The 18894-nt window shown below is 63.2% G+C and carries 24 protein-coding genes; 10 read left to right on the forward strand and 14 right to left on the reverse strand.

Annotated elements, in window-relative coordinates; genetic code table 11:
• Positions 1 to 83 precede the first annotated feature (83 nt).
• From AC1DCU_RS00510 to AC1DCU_RS00555, 10 genes are all read right to left on the reverse strand, one after another.
• Positions 84 to 392 (reverse strand): VirB3 family type IV secretion system protein, encoded by a 309-nt coding sequence (locus tag AC1DCU_RS00510; protein ID WP_032976209.1) that lies wholly within the window; start codon positions 390 to 392, stop codon positions 84 to 86.
• Positions 385 to 810, reverse strand: coding sequence for a TrbC/VirB2 family protein (locus tag AC1DCU_RS00515; RefSeq protein WP_032976210.1), 426 nt, complete (start codon positions 808 to 810; stop codon positions 385 to 387). The genes AC1DCU_RS00510 and AC1DCU_RS00515 overlap by 8 nt, the downstream gene beginning before the upstream one ends.
• A gap of 73 nt (positions 811 to 883) precedes the next feature.
• Positions 884 to 1855: a lytic transglycosylase domain-containing protein gene (locus AC1DCU_RS00520; protein ID WP_099784621.1), complete on the reverse strand. Its 972-nt coding sequence runs from the start codon at positions 1853 to 1855 to the stop codon at positions 884 to 886.
• A gap of 3 nt (positions 1856 to 1858) precedes the next feature.
• The gene (gene virB11 / locus AC1DCU_RS00525; RefSeq protein ID WP_032976212.1) at positions 1859 to 2902 is read right to left on the reverse strand and encodes a P-type DNA transfer ATPase VirB11; all 1044 of its coding nucleotides are present in this window, start codon (positions 2900 to 2902) and stop codon (positions 1859 to 1861) included.
• Positions 2903 to 2915: 13 nt separating this feature from the next.
• The gene (locus AC1DCU_RS00530; protein WP_032976213.1) at positions 2916 to 4163 is read right to left on the reverse strand and encodes a TrbI/VirB10 family protein; all 1248 of its coding nucleotides are present in this window, start codon (positions 4161 to 4163) and stop codon (positions 2916 to 2918) included.
• Positions 4160 to 4939: a TrbG/VirB9 family P-type conjugative transfer protein gene (locus tag AC1DCU_RS00535; RefSeq protein ID WP_032976214.1), complete on the reverse strand. Its 780-nt coding sequence runs from the start codon at positions 4937 to 4939 to the stop codon at positions 4160 to 4162. The genes AC1DCU_RS00530 and AC1DCU_RS00535 overlap by 4 nt, the downstream gene beginning before the upstream one ends.
• Positions 4936 to 5982 (reverse strand): VirB8 family type IV secretion system protein, encoded by a 1047-nt coding sequence (locus AC1DCU_RS00540; protein WP_032976216.1) that lies wholly within the window; start codon positions 5980 to 5982, stop codon positions 4936 to 4938. The genes AC1DCU_RS00535 and AC1DCU_RS00540 overlap by 4 nt, the downstream gene beginning before the upstream one ends.
• An 89-nt stretch (positions 5983 to 6071) precedes the next feature.
• On the reverse strand, positions 6072 to 6518 hold the full coding sequence (locus tag AC1DCU_RS00545) for a hypothetical protein (protein WP_025878721.1): 447 nt from the start codon (positions 6516 to 6518) through the stop codon (positions 6072 to 6074).
• A 416-nt stretch (positions 6519 to 6934) separates the two neighbouring features.
• Positions 6935 to 8614, reverse strand: a complete 1680-nt coding sequence (locus tag AC1DCU_RS00550) for a type IV secretory system conjugative DNA transfer family protein (protein ID WP_032976218.1) — start codon at positions 8612 to 8614, stop codon at positions 6935 to 6937.
• A 36-nt stretch (positions 8615 to 8650) separates the two neighbouring features.
• A complete protein-coding gene (locus AC1DCU_RS00555; RefSeq protein ID WP_025878723.1) occupies positions 8651 to 8908 on the reverse strand; it encodes a hypothetical protein in 258 nt (85 codons plus the stop codon).
• 122 nt (positions 8909 to 9030) lie between these two features.
• Between AC1DCU_RS00555 and AC1DCU_RS00560 the strand changes: the two genes are divergently transcribed.
• Complete coding sequence (locus tag AC1DCU_RS00560) at positions 9031 to 9483, forward strand: phosphohydrolase (protein WP_032976219.1); 453 nt, start codon at positions 9031 to 9033, stop codon at positions 9481 to 9483.
• 77 nt (positions 9484 to 9560) lie between these two features.
• Positions 9561 to 10769: an MFS transporter gene (locus AC1DCU_RS00565; RefSeq protein WP_032976221.1), complete on the forward strand. Its 1209-nt coding sequence runs from the start codon at positions 9561 to 9563 to the stop codon at positions 10767 to 10769.
• 91 nt (positions 10770 to 10860) lie between these two features.
• Here the strand turns inward: AC1DCU_RS00565 and AC1DCU_RS00570 are convergent, their stop codons facing one another.
• Positions 10861 to 11148: a barstar family protein gene (locus AC1DCU_RS00570; protein ID WP_032976222.1), complete on the reverse strand. Its 288-nt coding sequence runs from the start codon at positions 11146 to 11148 to the stop codon at positions 10861 to 10863.
• Positions 11149 to 11325: 177 nt separating this feature from the next.
• On the opposite strand from AC1DCU_RS00570, the gene AC1DCU_RS00575 reads away from it, so the two are divergent.
• The 4 genes from AC1DCU_RS00575 (at position 11326) to AC1DCU_RS00590 (ending at position 12551) form a co-directional block, all read left to right on the forward strand.
• Entirely contained in the window at positions 11326 to 11574 is a 249-nt protein-coding gene (locus tag AC1DCU_RS00575; RefSeq protein ID WP_025878727.1) for a hypothetical protein, read from the forward strand.
• Positions 11575 to 11583: 9 nt separating this feature from the next.
• Complete coding sequence (locus AC1DCU_RS00580) at positions 11584 to 11760, forward strand: hypothetical protein (RefSeq protein WP_165780900.1); 177 nt, start codon at positions 11584 to 11586, stop codon at positions 11758 to 11760.
• Positions 11761 to 11904: 144 nt separating this feature from the next.
• Positions 11905 to 12174 carry a hypothetical protein gene (locus AC1DCU_RS00585; protein ID WP_032976223.1) on the forward strand — a complete coding sequence of 90 codons (270 nt, stop codon included), beginning with the start codon at positions 11905 to 11907 and terminating at the stop codon, positions 12172 to 12174.
• A gap of 128 nt (positions 12175 to 12302) precedes the next feature.
• Positions 12303 to 12551: a hypothetical protein gene (locus AC1DCU_RS00590; protein ID WP_032976225.1), complete on the forward strand. Its 249-nt coding sequence runs from the start codon at positions 12303 to 12305 to the stop codon at positions 12549 to 12551.
• Positions 12552 to 12589: 38 nt separating this feature from the next.
• Here AC1DCU_RS00590 and AC1DCU_RS00595 read toward each other — a convergent pair whose 3' ends face one another.
• Positions 12590 to 14125, reverse strand: coding sequence for an FAD-dependent monooxygenase (locus AC1DCU_RS00595; protein WP_032976226.1), 1536 nt, complete (start codon positions 14123 to 14125; stop codon positions 12590 to 12592).
• 82 nt (positions 14126 to 14207) lie between these two features.
• Between AC1DCU_RS00595 and AC1DCU_RS00600 the strand changes: the two genes are divergently transcribed.
• A complete protein-coding gene (locus AC1DCU_RS00600; RefSeq protein ID WP_081794560.1) occupies positions 14208 to 14912 on the forward strand; it encodes a TetR/AcrR family transcriptional regulator in 705 nt (234 codons plus the stop codon).
• 11 nt (positions 14913 to 14923) lie between these two features.
• On the opposite strand, the gene AC1DCU_RS00605 is transcribed toward AC1DCU_RS00600, so the two are convergent.
• Together AC1DCU_RS00605 and AC1DCU_RS00610 are read right to left on the reverse strand one after the other, a co-directional pair.
• A complete protein-coding gene (locus AC1DCU_RS00605) occupies positions 14924 to 15502 on the reverse strand; it encodes a hypothetical protein (protein WP_235189945.1) in 579 nt (192 codons plus the stop codon).
• Between the two features lie 106 nt (positions 15503 to 15608).
• Complete coding sequence (locus tag AC1DCU_RS00610) at positions 15609 to 15890, reverse strand: hypothetical protein (protein WP_032976229.1); 282 nt, start codon at positions 15888 to 15890, stop codon at positions 15609 to 15611.
• A gap of 211 nt (positions 15891 to 16101) precedes the next feature.
• Between AC1DCU_RS00610 and AC1DCU_RS00615 the strand changes: the two genes are divergently transcribed.
• From AC1DCU_RS00615 to AC1DCU_RS00625, 3 genes are all read left to right on the forward strand, one after another.
• A complete protein-coding gene (locus tag AC1DCU_RS00615) occupies positions 16102 to 16776 on the forward strand; it encodes a response regulator transcription factor (protein ID WP_032976230.1) in 675 nt (224 codons plus the stop codon).
• Positions 16776 to 18125: a sensor histidine kinase gene (locus AC1DCU_RS00620; protein ID WP_032976231.1), complete on the forward strand. Its 1350-nt coding sequence runs from the start codon at positions 16776 to 16778 to the stop codon at positions 18123 to 18125. Before AC1DCU_RS00615 ends, AC1DCU_RS00620 begins: the two co-directional genes overlap by 1 nt.
• Positions 18126 to 18446: 321 nt before the next feature.
• Positions 18447 to 18869, forward strand: coding sequence for a hypothetical protein (locus AC1DCU_RS00625; RefSeq protein ID WP_032976232.1), 423 nt, complete (start codon positions 18447 to 18449; stop codon positions 18867 to 18869).
• The last annotated feature ends 25 nt before the right edge of the window (positions 18870 to 18894 follow it).

Below are 18894 nucleotides of genomic sequence, written 5' to 3' on the forward strand. Positions count from 1 at the left end.
CGACTGCTTCCAAAGGGTACTGCCGACGAAAATTCGGAGTTGACCGCGCGGGCGATGGACGCCCGCGCGGCCGGATCCGGCCCTCAATCCATTCGGGCTGGCTTGTTGCGATAGTGATTCGGGTTGAACACCCACATACCATCGTGTTCCTGCACATTGCGGACCCGTAGCTTGAACATCAGCCGCAGCCCCAGCAACCGGAAGATCATCTCGTCACGCTTGGCCATTTGACGCATGATGAAAACGGCCACAGGGATGGTCAGCAGGAACCAGAAGTTGGTATACATACTGAGGAGCAACAACCCACCTGCCACCATGAAAAATGGCAGGTAAGGCACGCCCAGGAACATCGCTGGGCGCGTGCACCCCCGGAACAGAACGTTCTTATGCACTGTAGTACTGAACGGCGTGTTTGATCATTTCAAACGCCATACCAGCACCCTCTGTGCCACCGCCAACGTTGTCGCAGTTGCCCGCTTCCTTGCCGAGCAGCATGCGCGCAATCTGGCCCGCAGCGCCGATCAACACGCCGCCGATCAGGATCGGGGCGACATCACCAATGCGCTTGTGGGCAAAGGCGATCTGGTAGCCGGCAAAGATAACGGCGATCGTCACGACTGCGATCGAGGCCATGTTCAGCAGGCCATTGATGTTGGTGAAGAAGCCGCAGACCTTGCCGTCGGTACCACCGAAGTCAGGGCCGCCTGCCAAGGCCTGCGGAGCAAATACAGCGCCAGCGAATGCGACGGCCATCAGCATGGTCTTCAGCGTACGCTGGGCCTGGACGAGGTCGAGATTGAATCGCTTCATGGATTGATTTCCTTGTTGATGGACTAACACAGCTGAATCGACCAGCCGGGGGACCGGTCGTACCACGACTTCGTCAGAACACGAAGGCCGCATCCCCTGGGGGAATCTGTTGCGCGGGCATGGGCTGCGCCGGCGCGTTGTACATGTTGTTGGCGGCCGCGGCGGGCGTCTTCTGCTCGCCCCACCGCTGGAGCATGACTGGGCTTTCTCCGCCACCGGCCGTTGCGCCGGGCAGATGCTGTGGCATCTTCTGCGGTTGACCAGCCTGTGCTGCAGCAGTCTGCTGCGGGTAGCCCTGCTGCTGCGGGTAGGCGCTCTCCGGCTGCGCCAGCGGCTGCATCATGCGGTCGACTGAGCCCAGCACGACCCGCGACAATGCCTGGTCGGCAAGATTGACCAGACTCCCGCGCGCCATCGCACCGGTAGACGGATAAACGGTATAGGCGCGCGCCGGGTCGTTGGACGGCACATAGACGGCACCATTGGCCTGGGCGACGATTCTCGCCTGTGCCGGTGATGCGAGCTGTGGATGGTGCTCGACCTTGACGGTACGCCGCTCGCCACGGGTTACGACGTCGATGGGTGCCACGCCATTGGAAGCAACCTGCTGCCCACGACGGATCGAGTCATAGACTTTCTGCACATAGCCGTGGCGGAAGCCGGTTTCGAAGTTGCCCGAGTAATAGCAACTGAAAGATTTGCCCCAATCCTTGCCTGAGCGCTTGTAACACTCAGCGAGGATGCGTGAGCCTGCCTGCAGATTCGGGCATTGCTGGAAGGCTTTTTCGTACGAGTCCAGACCGTACTTGGCCAGATTGTAGCGATTGACCTGGGCCAGGCCGATGGAGAAGTTGTAGCCCTTCTCTTCAAGCATGCGAACGGTAGCCAAGGCCTCGTCGAGGGCCTTGGGCTGACGCACCAAGGCACCACCTACCACGCCGATGGCGTAGGGGTTGCTCGAGGATTCCACGTTGATGACGTGCTGCATCACGTCCATCGAGACGGCCATTTCCGGGCACGCCATCATTTCCAGTCCTGGCAGCATTGTTCAGCCCTCCTGCCCCTGGGCACGCCCAGGATTGAAATCGATACCGGTGATATAGCGCGAGCCTGCGTGCGCCTTGATATGCACGACGATGTCAATGGTCATCATCAGCAGGCGCTTGATGACATTGAATTCCAGACCCGACCCTTCAGTAGATGCTTTCACCATCAGCGCCAGCTGGTCCCAAGTCTGTTCCGGGCTGCCGGCATGGCAACTGGTGATCGAGCCGGGGTGACCTGAGGCGCAGTTTCGGATGAAGTAGAACGCTTCATCACCACGCAACTCAGCAAGGATGATCCGCTCAGGTTTCATGCGCAGACACGCTTCCATGCAGCTCTTAGCACTGACGTTGCTGGTGCTCTGTCCACCCTTGGAGTACAGCAGATGCACCACATTGGGCTGGGTCAGGAACAGTTCGCGCGCGTCCTCGATGGTGACCAAGCGCTCGCTATCGGGAATGTGATTGACCAGCGCCTTCATGAAGGTAGTTTTGCCGCTGCCGGTGGCTCCGGACACAACGATATTTTTGCGATACATCACCGCGCGACGGAAGAACTCGGCGTATTCACGCTGCTGCCGCAATTCAAGCAATTCGCGATCCTGCTCACTGAGGCTTCCATCCTGCTCAAGGATCTGGTTGAAGAAGCCATCCTCGTGGTACTGCGTCAGCGACTTGGTGTGCTTGGATGGCAGGCGGATGGTGATCGACACCTTGCCAGCATCGCACGCCGGCGGGATCACGAACTGAGCACGCTGCCCGGTTGGGAACGTGAGCGACACCACCGGATCGGCATCGGTGATGCGTTGGCCCGTGTTGCTTTCGTTGACCACCGCGGTACAGAACTGCCGCGCGCGTTCGAACGTCAGGCTTGGCACATCCACCCGCTGCCACCCTGCCCGCGTCTCCAGGTACAGCTCACCCGGACGGTTGATGCAGATTTCCGTCACTTCAGGTGAAGTCATGTACTCGGCGATGCCCAGCACTTCGTACTGATAGCGCAGGAAGTCGCTGGAGACGAGGGCGAGAGGTGACACTTCGGCGTCCATGGTCGCTCTTGGATTACCTGCGGGCGTTCAGCACGCTGGTGAAGTCGACGTCTTTTGCGACGTAGACGTTCACGATCGTGCCTTGATTGATAGTGACTGTCGGCGGACGACGGCCGCTGGTGAGCGCCTCGTTGGCCAGACGCTCCATGGTACGTGCGGTAGCGCTTTCATATGGCGACTGGATGGTCATGCCGTTGTTGGCCACGGTGGTCGTTTCCGGACCATGCTCGGCAGCAGCGTATTTGAATGCATCCGCGACCAGACTGATCATCAGTGCCGAAGCGATACGTGCACCCCAGTGCGCGCTGTACTGCCCCGGGTGACCCGCACCACCCAAGCCATCTACGCCCGGGCTGGACATAGCGACGTCCAAACCATTCGGAGTCGTGATCCGATCCCAAATGACTTCCACGCGCTTTCCGGCCGGACCGCCACCATAGGCACCATAGATCTTGGAGCCCTTGGGCAACAGCAGGGTACGGCCGTTGATGGAATAGACCGGCTCGGTGAGCAGGCAGGAGGTATAGCCAGCCAGGTCGGTAATAATGCGGGTCTCAAGCACGCAGCGTAGATAAGTGCCACGCACCAGCAACGCATCGGGGCTGCGGATATAGGAAGCGTTGGAGACGTCTTCCACGTCCGGACCGCGACGCACTTTGGCCGGCGTTGCGTTGCCGTTCTGAGCCTGCAATGCAGCCAACGTTGCCTGCAGATAAGGATCGTCGTTGCCCGCGGCTGCGCCTTGACCCGAAGCGTCACCGGTACCGACGCCTCCACTGCCGGCGATGCGACGGTCCAGCAGGCTGGGACCGCGCTGGATGTCACGTTCGGGTTCGGCACGTGGAATGTAGGTGGGGCCAATGGCTTCCTTCGGCGGCGGTGGAAGCATCGGAATCGGCTCAGCGGTCTCCTGCGCAGCAGAAGGAATGACAGGCGGCGCCATGTTCGGCAGATCCGGAGTGCTTGAGCGTGCCACCTGCGGTGGTGCCTTGGCGTCGGCCTCGTCATCCTGGCCTTTGCGCAGCAGCAGGAAACCCATGGCCAACAACAGCAGCAAGATGCCGCCCAGGAACAACAGTGCCTTACGGTTCAGGCGCTGCTCTTCAGCCGAGCGGAGCTGCGGAGCGCTGGCATCCAGATCGGGCGTGGTTTCGGACTGCGCGGTCCCGTAATAAGGATTCGTCGACGGTTCATGACCCGCAGGGCCCTGACCGTACGGAGACGGATTTGGATCGTTGTCCGGAGTGTTCTGCTGGCTCATTTCTTCACGTTCCTTCGCAGGCCGACGACAAAGTCGCCATGGCGGATGACCAGGTACGGGTAGGTCCCGTGCACGATCAGCGTATTGCCCTCAACTGTGGTGTTGACCACGAAGTCCTCGCCGTACTCTTTCTCGCGACCGAATACGGCCGGGAAGATGCCCGTCTTGTATTCGGGAGAATTCGGCAGTTTCAGGTAGGTGAAACTCCCATCGTCGTACGCGTTGACCGGAATCAACCACCCCATCTTCTTCGCCTTGCTGGTCGAATAGGAGTAGTTGAAGTTGTACTGGCGATCCTTGGCCAGCTCCGTACTGAGCAACGGCTGGGCTTCTTCCTCCACCGCCTCCTGCGCGACGCCGAACACTGTGTCATTCGGGTAGATAAAGGCGATCTTGTACTGCACGCCGGAACGACGCGCCTGCTCCAGCTGGCGCCAGTCAGTGGCCACCACCTTCAGCTCGAAGATGTACGAATGGGTCTCAGTGCGCACCATCATGTTGGTGTCGACGTCGACATTCTTGGGTTTAAGGTAGAACACATTCTCGCGACGGGTGAGTTCCCAACCACTGCTGAAACCGGTGCTGTAGTCGAGGATTTTCTCGTTCGGGCTCAGCTCGATCTGGGTGGTGAGACCCAGGCCGGTGCGCACCGGGTAGATGCGGTCCTTCTCGTACTCGTAATGGTCCACCGCCTGTGCCATCGCCGAGGTGGAAAACACCAGCGACAGCAATGACAGCAGCGCCAATGCGCTCCCTCTGACTTTTCGACTACTCATCGGTTGCTTGCTCCATCAGCATTTCCGGTGGAATTGTTCTGCATCGGCCTCATGGCCGGCTGCGCTGGGATCGCCTGCCCAGGCACTACCTGCCCTTGAGTCGGCTGACCTTGAATGGATTGACCCTGTACCGGCTGCATCTGACCATTGGCCGGTACAGCCACAGGCTGGCCAGTTGCGGGATCGATCATGGTGGCTGCTGCGGGATTGTTCGGGTCGTAAATGCCCTGCGCCTGTTGCGCGGCAAGCTGCGCCTGCTGGGCAGCATCCTGAGCCTGCTGCTGCATTGCACTGTCATCCGGCACCGGCACGCCACGGGCGTAATCGTTATCGACGCGATACTCGGTAACCTGGAAAGCTAGCGGATTGAGTACGCGATCCTGCTCGGACAGCGCAAGATTCTGGTTGTACTGGAAACGCATCGTCACCAGCTGGTTATCCAGATAGGTCGCAGCACCCGTGCGCTTGTCCAGCAGGCTGCGCTGTATGCGTACCGATGCGCCGCGGAAGCCACCATTGGCCTGCTGGGCCAAGGGCGTGATGCTCAGGATCTTGACCCGGATCGCCTTGCCGCGTCCGTACATCACGAACGGGTTCTGCGGATTGTTACCGGCATAGCGCTGCTTCATGCTTGCGCCGACAGGATCACTTGACATCACAAACACCAGCTCCCAGTCGCGCAGGCCCATCACCGCCGAGTCATACGACTCACGCGCCAGCACATACTGGGCGACGTTGCTGCGATTGACCGCTTCATTGGTGGTGATCGTCTCGCCCTGGAACGTGCCGCGCAGGCGCGCAACCGTGGCCGTACCCGTATAGGCATCAGCCATCACCAGGAACGGCACCTTCTCCTTCAACGGCAGCATGTAGTAGTAGCCACCGGCCAGCGCCAGCGACATCAGCAACGAACCGGTGGCGACCCACCAGGCACGGCGCTCGCTGCGCCGGGCCATGTCGGCCACGGTGATCTCGTAGCTGACCGCCTTGGCGACCGACTGCTCGACCTTGGGGCTGTTGCCTGCATCCTTCTTGCGGAACATGGGTTCTTCCGTACTGCTGAAACATCAATGGGCGCGACGCCCCTGCGCCAGGCGCGGGGTGCGGCACGTTCGATGATTTCGACGCGGTCTCAGCTGCCGCTGCTGGCTTCAGGATCCTGGGCCGACGCGGTCGGCGTCGATCCAGCGCTCTGCACGACGATCTGGTTGCCGACGATGGAGACGGAAACGCCCTGCGCCGCATAGGCCGCCGTGAGATCGATCACGGCCTGCTGTGCGTTGGTGGTGTCGATCTCCGACACCGCGCCATACAGGGTGAAATCCGAACTGAGGCGATAGTCCAGCGTACGGCCGGAATCCTTGGCCCAGCGCTCGAGCATGGCCTTCAGCGTGCGATCCATCGGCGACGCCTGATAGACGTAGCTGGAGTACAGCGGAATCTCGGTCGGAGCCGTCGCGAAACGGTTGACCGGCTTCCAACGCCCTCCAAAGTCGGGTGCGGGCTTGGTGGCACAACCTGCCACCATCAACGCCGCCACTGCGGCGATGGACATTTTTGCAATAAACGCCTGATTCATACGGGCTTCACTTTGACGTACGAAAAAGCAGTCCCGATGTTGGTCCCTTGGTCGTCCGGCACTGCGCGATGCACGCCGGAAACGTAACGAATGCACTGCTTAACAGCACATGGGCACGGTTCCCCTGCAGCTCGAAAGCTGCCAACCAAGTCGCGTGAAGCAACCTCATCCGAGGCCCCTCTCACGCACCCTCACCAACGTCGGAACCATCCCTGTTCCCATGGCTGAAACTCCTGGCCACTCTGAAAGCATGACGAATCACACAGATCCGCAAGCCACGCATAGAGTCGCACAACTACGCGTCAATTCGATGTCAGACAAATCTGAATTTTGACCAACGTATGGCGTTTCTTTGACGCGCTTCACTAATTCACCTCAATGAATGCGTGCATGCGTCACACTTTCAAGTCTGCAACTTAGACATCAAGCATCGGCACGTCAACCTTTGGCAGTAGACGTGACGTGAAATAGCGGTCCTTGTAATAGCGAATCTTGTCGCACTTGACCGGATGCGGGATGCCTTCGTACAGGAACACCTCCTTGTCCGGCCCCATCGCCTTGAGCTCCTGCGGCAGCATCAGCGCGCGACGCTCCTCGGTGAAGCTGTGGGTCTTTTCGCGCGCGTGGGTGACGTTCTTCTTGCGGATGGTGGTGTAACCCAGCATGTCCGAATAGTCGTTGGCGTCCTGCTGCTCGCGTGGTGCGTACAGGATCTGCAGCGCATGGTTGGTGATGATCGTGCGCGAGACCTCGCGGCCATAGGTGGCATCCAGCTGCGACATGCTCTGGATGATCGGCAGCAGGCGCACGTTGTAACCGGCCATGTAGGACACCGCCGAGGCGATGATTTCGACCTTGCCGATCGAGGTGAATTCGTCCATCAACAGCAGGCACTGGTACTTCAGGTCCGGATTGGACTTGGGCAGTTCCTTGGTGTTGAGGTTGATCAGCTGACTGAAGAACAGGTTGATGATCAATCGGCTTTCGGCCAGCTTGTTGGGCTGGATGCCGATGTAGATGGTCATCTTCTTCTTGCGCACGTCGGTGAGCAGGAAGTCGTTGGTGCTGGTGGCCTTGTCCAGGACCGGGTTGATCCAGGGGTTCAGCGGTTCCTTGAAGGTACCCAGGATCGAGGCGAAGGTCTCGTCGGCCTGGGACAGCATGTTGGCAAACGCCGAGCGCGCGTTGCTGCTGAGGAATGGGCGCTCGGACAGGCCCTTGAGGAACTTCTTCAGGTCACTGCCATCGCCGGAGGACAGGCGGTACACCGCACCCAGGGTCGGCGTGCCCTGCCCGCCTGGGAAGCCGCTGCTGCGCTCGTCATCCCAGTTCTCGAACAGGTACAGGGTGAAGGCGATGAAGGCATTGCGCGCCTGGCTGATCCAGAACTTCTGGTCTTCCGAGCCATCCGGATACAGCATCGCACCGATGCTCATCAGGTCCGAGACACGGAACGCCGGGTCGTCGGAGACATAGCTGAGCGGGTTCCAGCGATGGGTGCGGCGATCTTCGGCGAAGGGGTTGAACAGGTAGATCTCCTGCCCCTGGCTGGCGCGCCAACCACTGGTCAGGTCGAAGTTTTCCTGCTTGATGTCCAGCACCACCAGCGATTCGCCGTACTCCAGCAGGTTCGGGATGACCACGCCGACGCCCTTGCCCGAACGGGTCGGGGCCGCCAGGATCACGAATTGCTGGCCGTCCAGCCGCACCAGCTTGCCGCCATGGCTGCCGACCACGATGCTCTGGCCGCTCTTCTTGAACATGCCATGCTTGGCCAGATCGGCGCCGGTGGCAAAGCGCGCGTCACCGTGCAGCGAACGCTTGTCCTTCTTCAGCAGCACGACCAGGCCGACGATGGCCAACACCAGCAGCGGCAGGCCGAAGCCGAGGTAGCCGGCCCACTTGATCTTGCCCACGAACGGGGCAACCTGCGGCTGGCCGAGGGCGTGGAAATACTGGTAATAGGTATTCCAGGTGAGCAACTTGGTATCCAGACCAAGCAGCAGCAGCGTCAGGTAACCGGAAAGCACGAACCCAAGCAGCAGGGTCGCCAGCGTGATGATGGCGATGAGCAGATACTTCTTACTGGACAACACCCGAATCCTCCATGATGCGCCCGAGGGCGCGACGGCTTAGCGGCGGCGTCGCTGCGACGCCTTCCTCCGCAGGTTGACTTCATTCTCCAGCCCGGGCTCCACGCCCTCTTCCCGCACCAGTTCCTCAAGGTACCGGCGCGCATCGGCCAACGACATCAGGTCGGTCAGACGTTCCCCACCGTCGACGATGACCGCATGGCCGACCACATCGCCGGGAGCGTACACCGGCTCGTGGGTCACCGCTACCAGACGGAAGCGGCCGCGTAGTTCGAGCTGATGGGTGTATTCCTGCATGTCTCATCTCCCTGATGGAATCCAGATGCCATTCCTGCAGCGTCCGATGATGCCTGCACGGCCGTGGTGGCGGCATGCAGACAGTCCGTACGACAATACACGCTTGCACCGGGGAGATCGCAATGGACTGGGTAGAACGTGCACGCATGCTGGCGGTGGAGGCCCATGCCGACCAGGTCGACAAGGCAGGGCACCCCTACATCGGCCACGTTGGCCGGGTGGCCGCTGCCGTGCGCGGCGATGATGAAGCAGAGGCGGTGGCCTGGCTGCATGATGTGATCGAGGACTGCCCGGCCTTCGCTGGGCAGGTGCAGGCCTTTCCCGCCCCGTTGCAGGACGCGGTCCGGCTGCTGAGCCGGACGCCTGCGGCGGATGCCGACACGTACTACGCACGAATTTCGGCGGATCCGCTGGCACTGAAGGTCAAGCTGGCCGACATCGCCGACAATGCCGATGAAGCGCGGCTGGCATCGCTGGATGCCGCCACCGCCGAGCGCCTGCGTGACAAATACCGACGGGCCTTGGCGGCGCTTGGCCAGCAGGCCACGCCGGCAGCACCACCCATCGAACACTGATTTACCCCCAGCCCGGCTGATGCCTGTTGCGGTGCAGCAGTACAATGGGGCGCCTCCCCGCCCCTTTGCGCCCCCGAATGAGCCCCAACTCCCCTCTGGCCGCTCGGCTGACGCCGCGCCAGCGTACCCTGATCATCCTCGCCCTGTCGTTGGGCGGCTTCGCCATCGGCACCAGTGAATTCGCCAGCATGGGCCTGATGCTGGAGATCAGCCGCGGCCTGTCGATCAGCGAGACGCAGGTCGGCCACCTGATCAGCGCATACGCCATCGGCGTGGTGGTGGGCGCTCCGATCCTGGCCTTCGTCGGCGCCAGCTTCCCGCGCCGCAAGCTGCTGCTGGCGTTGATGGGGTTCTATGCCGTCGGCAATCTGGCCAGCGCGTTGGCGCCGAACTACGGCACGATGCTGGTGGCGCGCTTCGTCGCTGGCCTGCCGCATGGCGCCTACTTCGGGGTGGCGATGCTGGTGGCGGCAGCGATCAGTCCGGCCGGCCAGCGCGGCCAAGCAATGTCGCGCGTGCTGTTGGGGCTGTCGGTGGCGATCCTGATCGGCAATCCGCTGACCACCTGGCTGGGCCAGCAGCTGAGCTGGCGTACCGCCTTCGCCCTGGTCAGCGTGTTGGCCATCGCCACAGTGGCGATGATCGCGCGCTTCCTGCTACCCGATCCGGATGAGGTGCGGACCTCGCCGATGCGCGAGCTGCGCGCATTCAACACCCCCCAGGTATGGCTGGCGCTGTCTATCGGTGCGGTGGGCTTTGCCGGCATGTTCTGCGTGTTCACCTACCTGGCACCGACACTCGTGCAGGTGACCGGCGTGGCCGAGTCGTGGATGCCGCTGGCAGTAGGCGTGTTCGGCATCGGTGCGATCATCGGCAACATCGCTGGTGGCTGGCTGGTCGACAAATTCCACTTCAAGGCCGCCGCCGTGGTGCTGGTGTGGTCGATCGTGATGCTGCTGCTGTACCCGCTTGCTGCAGAATCGGTGTGGACCATCGGCCCGATGATCATCACCGTGGGCACGATGGGCGCCCTGGCTGCGGTGTTGCAGACGCGCCTGATGGACGTGGCCGGCGAGGCGCAGACCCTGGCCGCCGCCTCCAACCATGCGGCGTTCAATACCGCCAATGCGCTCGGCCCGTGGCTGGGCGGCATGGCGATCAGCGCCGGCTTCAGCCCGGCCACCACCGGTTACGTAGGTGCGGCGACGGCGGTCGGCGGCCTGCTGCTGTGGTGCGTGTCGGTGATGCTGGAGAAGCGCAGGATTGCCATCGCCGGCAGCCGCTGAACTGCGCACGGTTCGTCAGCCGTCGCCCAGGCGACGGTGTTGCCCTGGAGGCAACAGGCAGCACCACGCTGGCAGCGGCTGCACACCGCACCTACCGCAGGCAATAGCTGAAGCGTTCGTCCAGTGCCATGGCCTCATCCTGGCGCTGCACCCGCTCAAGTACGTCGACGATCTGCTGGAAGCGAGGCCCCAGCGCCTCTCTGGAAACCTGATGGCCGTTCCAGGTCAGCTGCAGCGGGCGCTCGACGCTGGCACTCAGCAGATCCCAGAGGGCGTCGAGATTGTTCCCATAACCGCGCTCGACACCCAGTGCGAGCGCCAGCGTCTCGTGGAATGCCCGCTCGCTGTGGATGCGGTTGCCGTCCAGTTCGATGTCCATTGCGAGCTACTCCGTTGCCAGCGGCGAGTGGAAATTCAAACTGCATGCTATCCCAGCCGCATGCGCAGTCCTGAAGCGTAGCAGCGGACCTCGTTGACTTCGCCACCGCGCTGGCCTGACAGCCTCATCACGGTGGGAAAACGAGGATGGAGACACCTGTCTGCAACCGAGAACACCATGCCGGACACCGGCCACTTCGCCATCCATGCCTTCGAGGCCGCGTTCAATATTTCCGGCGACGTGGAGCGAATCATTTCGCTTACCGTGTCATGCCGTCATTGTGCGGAAATCACCTGCGCCCAGGATGCAAACCTGTTGCACCTGCCGGGCGGTACGCTGTTCCGTTGTGATGCCTGTGGCTGCCATCAGGCCATCAGCAATGCGCGCCTTTCGGACTGGCAACTGCCGCCCCTGCTGGGCGTATGAGGACGTACCATGCCGTTGACTGAAGAACAGTTCACCATCCTGCGCGCCATTGCCGATGCGCGCCCTGTAGGAAGCGATGCGGCGACGTGGGCCGTGAAGGAAGGCCTGGCGGTGCAGGCGGAAGATGCGGATATCGATCTGACCCCACACGGGCGCGACATGCTGGCCTCCCAACCGGCGCGCTGACCGGGCAGCACTGGCATTCAGCATGCACATGCCGTGGTGAGCTCATCACGGCATTTGCGCGCTGGCGGTGCGACGAACACGCGGCGTAGATCCGCCTTGCTGCAGAGTTGCGCACGCCAGCTCCCAAAGCGCGACACAGCCCTCATGCACCGCCAGCTTTCCCCCACCTGCCACGATGCGATTGCCCTGCGGGCCGGCGCGCTGGGCAGCGTGCTGGGCGTGGCGCTGTTCAAGGTCTTTGCGCTGTCTGCCGCAGCGGCCGGCTCGATGATGACGGTCGGGCTGTGGCTGCTGGGATGTGCACTGCTGGCGGCCTGGGCGTTGGCGGCCTGCCTGACCTGCCTGGCCTTGAGCCGGCGTGTGTTCGTGCTGATGCTCGCGCTGTCGACGATATTCCTGATCTGCATTGCCTGATTGGCAATCGCCCGCCTCTGAGCGTTCCCACAATTGTTACTCAATAACAAGTGCTGCCAGTCGGATTGCGCGTGAGCCAAGTCACGGATTGAATTCGATGGCCAGACCGGCCCTCTTGAGATCTCCCCATGCGCCTGCTGCAGCCCCTGCTCCGCTCCGCTCTCTGTTTCCTTGCTCTCGCTTCCATCAGTGGCTGTGCCACTTATGACGATTCGGCCATGCACGCAGCCTGCCAGGAGTCGCCGCATGTGAAGGACCTGCCGCCTGAGGTTGCCGCCCGCGAAAGCCGATGCAGCAAGAGCGTTGAGGTCTGGTCGAGCGAGCGCAAAGGCAGTGACCAGCCGCTGGACCTGAGCGGCAAGAAGAAGGATCTCTGAAAGATGGCGGCGCAGCCCTGCGCGGGCTGCGCCGGAAGTCAGGCAATCGCTTCCCTGCCAGCTGAGCTCGTCCATTCCTGTACCGCCCGCGCCAGTCCTGCCGCATCGGCGCCATCACTGGCCCAGGCGACAATGCCGTCCGGACGAACCAGCAGCGCCGACAGGCCCAGCGAATCGACAGCGGGCTGCGCGATGGACAGGATGCGGGCCCGTTCAACATCAACCGCCTCGCACAACGAGGCAGCAGCATCGAACACCAGCAGCACCGCCTGCCCTGCCCGCAGTAGTTCACCCATGCGGCGACCATCGACCAGCAGGAAATCCGGCGTGCTGCGGCCCACCAGCGGATGGGTATGGCCGAGGTCCAGCTGCTGGCCCACACCCCACACGCGCTCGGCGAGATACGTGGCGCCATCACGTGTTTCTGCCAGATCGGCGACGATGGCAGCCAGTGCACGTGAGCCCGCGCTTGGGCGCATCAATGCGACCTGCGCGCGCGACCATTCCAGCACGCGCGCGCCGATCGGATGGCGTTCGGCCTGATAGGTATCCAACAGCGCATCAGCTGCCTCGCCGCGCACGACGGCGGCGAGCTTCCAGCCAAGGTTCATCGCATCGCCCAGGCCCAGGTTCAGACCCTGCCCACCCAGCGGCGAATGCACATGTGCGGCATCGCCGGCCAGCAGCACGCGGCCACGACGATAGGCGGTGGCCTGCCGTGCGCCGTCGGTCCAGGTGGTGGCCAGATGCAGTGCGGTGATCGTTGCTTCGCGGCCGGAGATGCGGCGCAGCAGCGCCTGTGCCGATTCGCGATCAAGTGGCTGGCGGTGGCCCGCGCCGCCGTCGAAGTCGGCCAGGGCGATCGTGCCCGGCGGATTGAAGTTGCACATGCCCTGCGCGGTGGTGTGACGCCCCGGGCTGAGTACCGTCGGATCTTCCAGTTCAACACTGAGCGAGTGGCCGGTGAACTCTGGATCGGTACCAGCAAAGCTGAAACCGCACTGCTTGCGCACGGTGCTGCGGCCTCCATCGCAGCCGACCAGCCAGCGCCCGCGGAAGGCCTGTCCGCCCGCCTCGACCTGGACCTCGCCGGCCCCCATCTGCACGCTCTGCACGCCTGCACCACGCAGGATCACTGCGCCCAGCGCCTGCGCGCGCTCGGCCAGCACGGCCTCCAGCGCCTGCAGTTCCACCGCCATCTGCGTGCCGACCGGGCTGGGCAGGCGCCACGGCCAGCGACCGCTGTCGACGTTGTCCAGTGCAAACGGAATACCCGCGAAGTGACCACCCAGCTTGCGTGGCTGCGAGAGCCAGTGCGCGGTTCCCGGCGGCGGCGGGCCTTTCTCCGGCTTCAGCACCTGGCCGGCTGCCACCGCGTCCAGCAGACCGCGTCGGTCGAGCGCCTCCAGCGTCGGGGCATTCAAACCGCGCAGCCCGAACGGCAGGCGCTTCAGCGGCGAATCCGGCGAGGCCACCTGCTCCAGTACCAGCACCGCGCTTCCTGCCTGACGCAGTTCACAGGCCAGCAGCAGTCCCACCGGGCCAGCCCCGGCAATGACGACGTCGTACCGCATTGGCAATCCTCGTGAGCACCCGGTCGGCACTCTGGCGGCCTCAATGTTACACTCGGTGTACTTTTCCACAAGTGACCCGCCCATGCCCCCGCCACCCGGCCGCCGTGAGCAGCGCAAAGCCGAGACCCGACAGGCGATTTCCGACGTCGCCACCCGGCTGATCATCGAGCGCGGCTTCGAGGCGGTGTCAATGAGCGAGATCGCCGATGCCGCCGGGGTTTCGCGCAAGACGGTGTTCAACTACTTCGCCAGCAAGGAACAGCTGGTGTTCGACCGTGACGAGGAAGCGCGCCAGCTGCTGCGCGAGGGCATGGCCGCGCGCACGTCGATGACGCCGCTGGCCGCCTTCCAAGGACTGGTGCGGGAACTGCTGGACACCGGCCATCCGCTGCTGCGGATCAACGCCGGTGCGGCGTCGTTCTGGAAAACCGTGGCCCAAAGCGCCGTACTGGTGGCCCATGCGCGGCAGCTGCAGGCGCTGCTGACCGATGACCTGGCGCAGTTGATGGCTGAGTCAGCGGGGCGACCCGTCGGCGACGCCGACGCACGACTGGGTGCGACGATGCTGATGGCGTCGATGGTGGCCGCCTACGAACAGGGGCTGCGCGCCCTGTCGTTCGGCGGTGATCCGCGGCAGGTGATGGTGCCGCTGATCGTGCGCGGCGCGACGGGGACGCTGGTGGCATTGGCCAGCACACCGTATACCGACCCGGCGCAGCGCCAGTGCAGTGACATGCGGATCGGGGTGCAGGACCAGGCCCCGGCAACTACGGCCCGGGGCCCTTGATGGCAGATGTTTTACTGGACGTTGATCACCACATCGTCCGGGGCCAGGAAATTGCCGCTATTGCTGCGTGATGCCGAGATCACGTAGGTTCCGGGTGTTGTGATCGTGCCATTGCAATGCCGTACGGGCGTGGTGTTGCTACCATCGAGATTGCCGCTCGTCTCGCACAGCATCTTGCCGTTGGCAAACACATAGAAATTGCTGGTGCCATCCACCCTCCCGCCACCGGTGATGTAGATTTCCGAAGGCGAGCCGGCCACGCGTGGCAACGTTCCAACCTCGAATCGTGCCTTCACCGGGTGCGGCAACAAGCTGGGACATGTCATGACGAAACCGTCCCGCGAAAAGCAGACTTCAGCATGGGCTACTGCGGGAGCGGCCATCAGGGCCACGAGCAATACAGACGTTCTGAACTCCATTCCAGCGTCTCCAGAAGATCCCAGCGGAATCGCTGGGACCACCGTGGTAGCGATGATCGTGTTACAGGGGCATGAAGCAAAAGGAAAGAGCAGCGCTGCCCGCGAATGGCCGCGCCGCTGAAAGCGCCTGATATCGGGCATCTGCAGGAAAATGACGCGTCGTGCACCCATGCGTGCGGGATGTCCATCCATCCCTGCCAGATGATCAGCGCCGCGATGTGTCCGGCCCTGATCGTTCAGTCGGCGCAGGGAGCACGAAAGATGAGCGACGTGATCGTCAACCGGAGCAGGACACCAGCATCGAGCGGGTGACCATCTGGGTGGAGGTGAAGCCGTTCTTGTTGCCGACCGCGATGGCGTTGCCCTCATCGCCATCCTTGCTGAAGACCACGTAGCCACCGGGGCACATCTGCCCGGCCTTCTCGTAGCAACCGCTCCAGGAACTGGAGCCGCTGCAGTCGATGGAAACGCCACGGCGGCCATCCGGGGTGACGGTCATCTTGGCGGTGGTGCAGCCGGTCATCGTGGCGAGGAACAGCAGCGGAACGAACAACTTCATGGTGACTCCAGGGATGGGAACTGCGAATGGGCGCCAAGGCTGGAGCGCCTGGATTGCGTGAACCTTGCGCCGGACCTTCGGCTTCACCACCTGCCGCCATGGTCTTCCGGCAGATGCGGAGGCACGCCATGTTCACGCAATGTTCCTGTAATACGGTGCCGGCGCGTGCCGAACCGCCCTTCTGCGGCCTCTCCCTGCCCAAGCCCTGCTGATGCACATCCTGCTGATCGAAGACGAAGCCGAACTGGCCGCCACCCTCAAGTCCGCCCTGCAGCGCGAGCGCTATGTAGTGGACGTGGCCAATACCCTGGCACTGGCGCGGGAGGCGGCCCTGTGCGGCCTGCACGATCTGGTGCTGTTGGACCGCACCCTGCCTGATGGCGATGGCCTGGCGTTGATTTCGGTGCTGCGCGAGCGCAACCCCGGGGTGCCGATCATCGTGCTGAGCGCGCTGGGCCAGTTGCCGGACCGGATTGCCGGCCTGGATGAAGGCGCCGATGACTACCTGGCCAAACCCTTCGCGCTGGAGGAGCTGTTCGCGCGGATCCGTGCTGCTGGCCGTCGTCCAAGCGGATTGCAAGTGGAGTCCATCAGCATCGGCCGATTGGTGTTCGACCCCGCCTCGGGCGAGGCCAGTGTGGACGGCCAGCGGCTGGAGCTGCCGCGGCGCGAGATCCGGGTGCTGGCCGCCCTCGCACGGCGCCTGGGCCGCACCGTGCTGCGCGAATCCATCGAGATGGCGGTGTATGGCTTCGACGACGGCATCCATTCCAACACCCTGGATTCGCACGTCTCGCGCCTGCGCCGAAAACTCGCTGACGCCGATGCGGGCGTGGAGATCCACGCCATTCGCGGGGTTGGCTATCTGATGCGGGAAAGCAAGTGATGGCGCGTCGCCCGTCGTTGAAGCGACCGCTGATCGTCAAGACGCTGATCTACCAGTTGCTGGCCCTGCTGGTGGCCTTCTTCGCCCTGCTGATGGTGCTGGTTCGTGCCGACAGCGGTGGCTACTACACCATCCAGACCTTCGCACCGGTGGCGGCCGAGGCGGTGCACCGCGACCGCAACGGCGAACTGTACGTGCAGCACACGCCGGAGCTGGCCGAACTGCTGAAGATCGTCCCCGGTGCCTGGTTCATCGCCGAGGACGAGCATGGGCACCACGTCACCTTCGGTCATGTGCCACCGGCCTATGCCTCGCTGGTCGGCGCCCTCGATGGCATCCCCTATGGCGACCTGCGCGGGCGTGATCGCAGCGATGGCCTGGCCGTGGTGGTACGCCAGCACGGCGGACCGGCCGGCAAGCTGACCATCATGGCCCATGGCGAAACCGATTCACTGACCATGCAGATGGCGTTGGCCGCGCACATCATCACCCTGCCGATCTTCCTGCTGCTGGCGCTGGCCACCATCATCCTGACGCCGATCATCGTGCGGCGGGCACTGGCCGGTGTCGAGCGCATCGCGCAGGAAGCCCGCAACATCTCGGCCAGCCGTCGTGGCATCCGCCTGACCGAGACCGCGGTGCCGGTGGAGATCGCGCCGCTGGTGACCGCCGTCAACGATGCATTGGGTCGGTTGGATGAAGGACACGAGCGGCAACGCCGTTTCATCGCCGCAGCGGCGCATGAGTTGCGCACGCCGATCGCGATCCTGCGGGTAAAGATCGATGCCGCTGATGATTCGACTTCGCGCAGCTTTGCCGTTGAAGTCGCGCGTCTGGCGACCCTGGCCGAGCAGCTGCTGGACCTGCACCGCATGGAAGAGGACGGTCCAAAGGAAACCCTCAACCTGGCCCGGGTGGCCAAACGGGTGGCCGCCGATCTTGCGCCCCTGCTGATCCAGTCGGACAAGACGGTGGCGGTGGCGGTGGAACCACACTTCCCGGTGCTGGGTGAGGCTGGCGCGGTCGAACGGGTGATCTCCAACCTGGTGTTGAATGCCGCCGAGCACGGTGGCCGCCAGATCATCGTGCGGGTGCAGGGCAGCTGCCTGGAAGTGGAAGACGATGGCCCCGGCATTCCGGTGGACCAGCGCGAACGTGTGTTCGAGCCGTTCCAGCGACTGCGCCCACGCCAGACCGGTGCGGGCCTGGGACTGAACCTGGTGCGGCAGGTGATCGACCGTCACGGTGGCCATGTCACGATTCTGGATGCCCCTGGTGGCGGCGCGCTGATCCGCGTCGAATTCCCACAGCACCCGGGCGTTGTCTCTGCGCCATCGGTAGAGCAGTGAGGACGTCCGCACATCGGTGACTGCCGCCTGTCCGTGCGCTGCAGACAGCGATGACACGCAAGGTTGCGGCAATGTTCGCTGCGCAGCATCGAATCGATGGCATCTGCGCTGCCATCGCGTTCCATCCTGACAGGAAGCCTGCACGTGACCGAAGGAGTTCCTCCACCCTCCTCCTCTAGCCGATCCCGCACGACACCAGCCACATCCGGTTTGACCGCGGCTGCGTGGAATAGACGCTCGCATGCCGATCGCGCGCGCGGACTGCCGCATTGGCCACAGTGGCTGCGCGCGATACCTACTGCGAAGCGTCCGAACGTGCTGATGCGCCTTTTTGCCGCGCTGTTCCTGTTGCTGCCCGGCAGTGCACTGGTGGTTTCAACGCACCGCCATGCACACGCAGCACTGACCAGCGCAGTGCTGCTCTTCGTCGTCGCACATGCCGTGCTGCACGCGCTGTCCGCATGGCGATCAACTACAGCGCGAACCCTCCCTGCTGCTCTGCGCAACATGGACACGCATGCAGCGTGGATGATGCTGGCAAGCGCGTGGGTCCCGCTGGTGATACATCGCGTGCACGCGCAGCCGACCAGCACACTCGCTGCCGCAGGGCTGGTGATCGGCACGCTGTGCCAGCTCTGCAGCCTGCGCATGACATCCGACCGTCTGCGCAGCGCATTGCTGGTGCTGGGCAGTGCCTTGCAGTTCGTCGCCGTGGCGCTGGTCATCGCCATGGAAGTGACCTGACAACCACGACAGCGCCGCAAGGTTC

It is taken from the genome of Stenotrophomonas sp. 10L48 (assembly GCF_056395105.1).

What these genes read in the sequence shown, in the direction of transcription:
- AC1DCU_RS00515 (WP_032976210.1), bottom strand. Translation starts at nt 810, where the DNA reads ATGAAGCGATTCAATCTCGACCTCGTCCAGGCCCAGCGTACGCTGAAG.
- AC1DCU_RS00610 (WP_032976229.1), bottom strand. Translation starts at nt 15,890, where the DNA reads ATGAAGTTGTTCGTTCCGCTGCTGTTCCTCGCCACGATGACCGGCTGC.
- AC1DCU_RS00545 (WP_025878721.1), bottom strand. Translation starts at nt 6,518, where the DNA reads ATGAATCAGGCGTTTATTGCAAAAATGTCCATCGCCGCAGTGGCGGCG.
- AC1DCU_RS00555 (WP_025878723.1), bottom strand. Translation starts at nt 8,908, where the DNA reads ATGCAGGAATACACCCATCAGCTCGAACTACGCGGCCGCTTCCGTCTG.
- AC1DCU_RS00605 (WP_235189945.1), bottom strand. Translation starts at nt 15,502, where the DNA reads ATGGGTGCACGACGCGTCATTTTCCTGCAGATGCCCGATATCAGGCGC.
- AC1DCU_RS00590 (WP_032976225.1), top strand. Translation starts at nt 12,303, where the DNA reads ATGCGCCTGCTGCAGCCCCTGCTCCGCTCCGCTCTCTGTTTCCTTGCT.
- AC1DCU_RS00570 (WP_032976222.1), bottom strand. Translation starts at nt 11,148, where the DNA reads ATGGACATCGAACTGGACGGCAACCGCATCCACAGCGAGCGGGCATTC.
- virB11 (WP_032976212.1), bottom strand. Translation starts at nt 2,902, where the DNA reads ATGGACGCCGAAGTGTCACCTCTCGCCCTCGTCTCCAGCGACTTCCTG.
- AC1DCU_RS00535 (WP_032976214.1), bottom strand. Translation starts at nt 4,939, where the DNA reads ATGAGTAGTCGAAAAGTCAGAGGGAGCGCATTGGCGCTGCTGTCATTG.
- AC1DCU_RS00530 (WP_032976213.1), bottom strand. Translation starts at nt 4,163, where the DNA reads ATGAGCCAGCAGAACACTCCGGACAACGATCCAAATCCGTCTCCGTAC.
- AC1DCU_RS00595 (WP_032976226.1), bottom strand. Translation starts at nt 14,125, where the DNA reads ATGCGGTACGACGTCGTCATTGCCGGGGCTGGCCCGGTGGGACTGCTG.
- AC1DCU_RS00540 (WP_032976216.1), bottom strand. Translation starts at nt 5,982, where the DNA reads ATGTTCCGCAAGAAGGATGCAGGCAACAGCCCCAAGGTCGAGCAGTCG.
- AC1DCU_RS00560 (WP_032976219.1), top strand. Translation starts at nt 9,031, where the DNA reads ATGGACTGGGTAGAACGTGCACGCATGCTGGCGGTGGAGGCCCATGCC.
- AC1DCU_RS00520 (WP_099784621.1), bottom strand. Translation starts at nt 1,855, where the DNA reads ATGCTGCCAGGACTGGAAATGATGGCGTGCCCGGAAATGGCCGTCTCG.
- AC1DCU_RS00615 (WP_032976230.1), top strand. Translation starts at nt 16,102, where the DNA reads ATGCACATCCTGCTGATCGAAGACGAAGCCGAACTGGCCGCCACCCTC.
- AC1DCU_RS00580 (WP_165780900.1), top strand. Translation starts at nt 11,584, where the DNA reads ATGCCGTTGACTGAAGAACAGTTCACCATCCTGCGCGCCATTGCCGAT.
- AC1DCU_RS00620 (WP_032976231.1), top strand. Translation starts at nt 16,776, where the DNA reads ATGGCGCGTCGCCCGTCGTTGAAGCGACCGCTGATCGTCAAGACGCTG.
- AC1DCU_RS00625 (WP_032976232.1), top strand. Translation starts at nt 18,447, where the DNA reads ATGCGCCTTTTTGCCGCGCTGTTCCTGTTGCTGCCCGGCAGTGCACTG.
- AC1DCU_RS00575 (WP_025878727.1), top strand. Translation starts at nt 11,326, where the DNA reads ATGCCGGACACCGGCCACTTCGCCATCCATGCCTTCGAGGCCGCGTTC.
- AC1DCU_RS00600 (WP_081794560.1), top strand. Translation starts at nt 14,208, where the DNA reads ATGCCCCCGCCACCCGGCCGCCGTGAGCAGCGCAAAGCCGAGACCCGA.
- AC1DCU_RS00585 (WP_032976223.1), top strand. Translation starts at nt 11,905, where the DNA reads ATGCACCGCCAGCTTTCCCCCACCTGCCACGATGCGATTGCCCTGCGG.
- AC1DCU_RS00565 (WP_032976221.1), top strand. Translation starts at nt 9,561, where the DNA reads ATGAGCCCCAACTCCCCTCTGGCCGCTCGGCTGACGCCGCGCCAGCGT.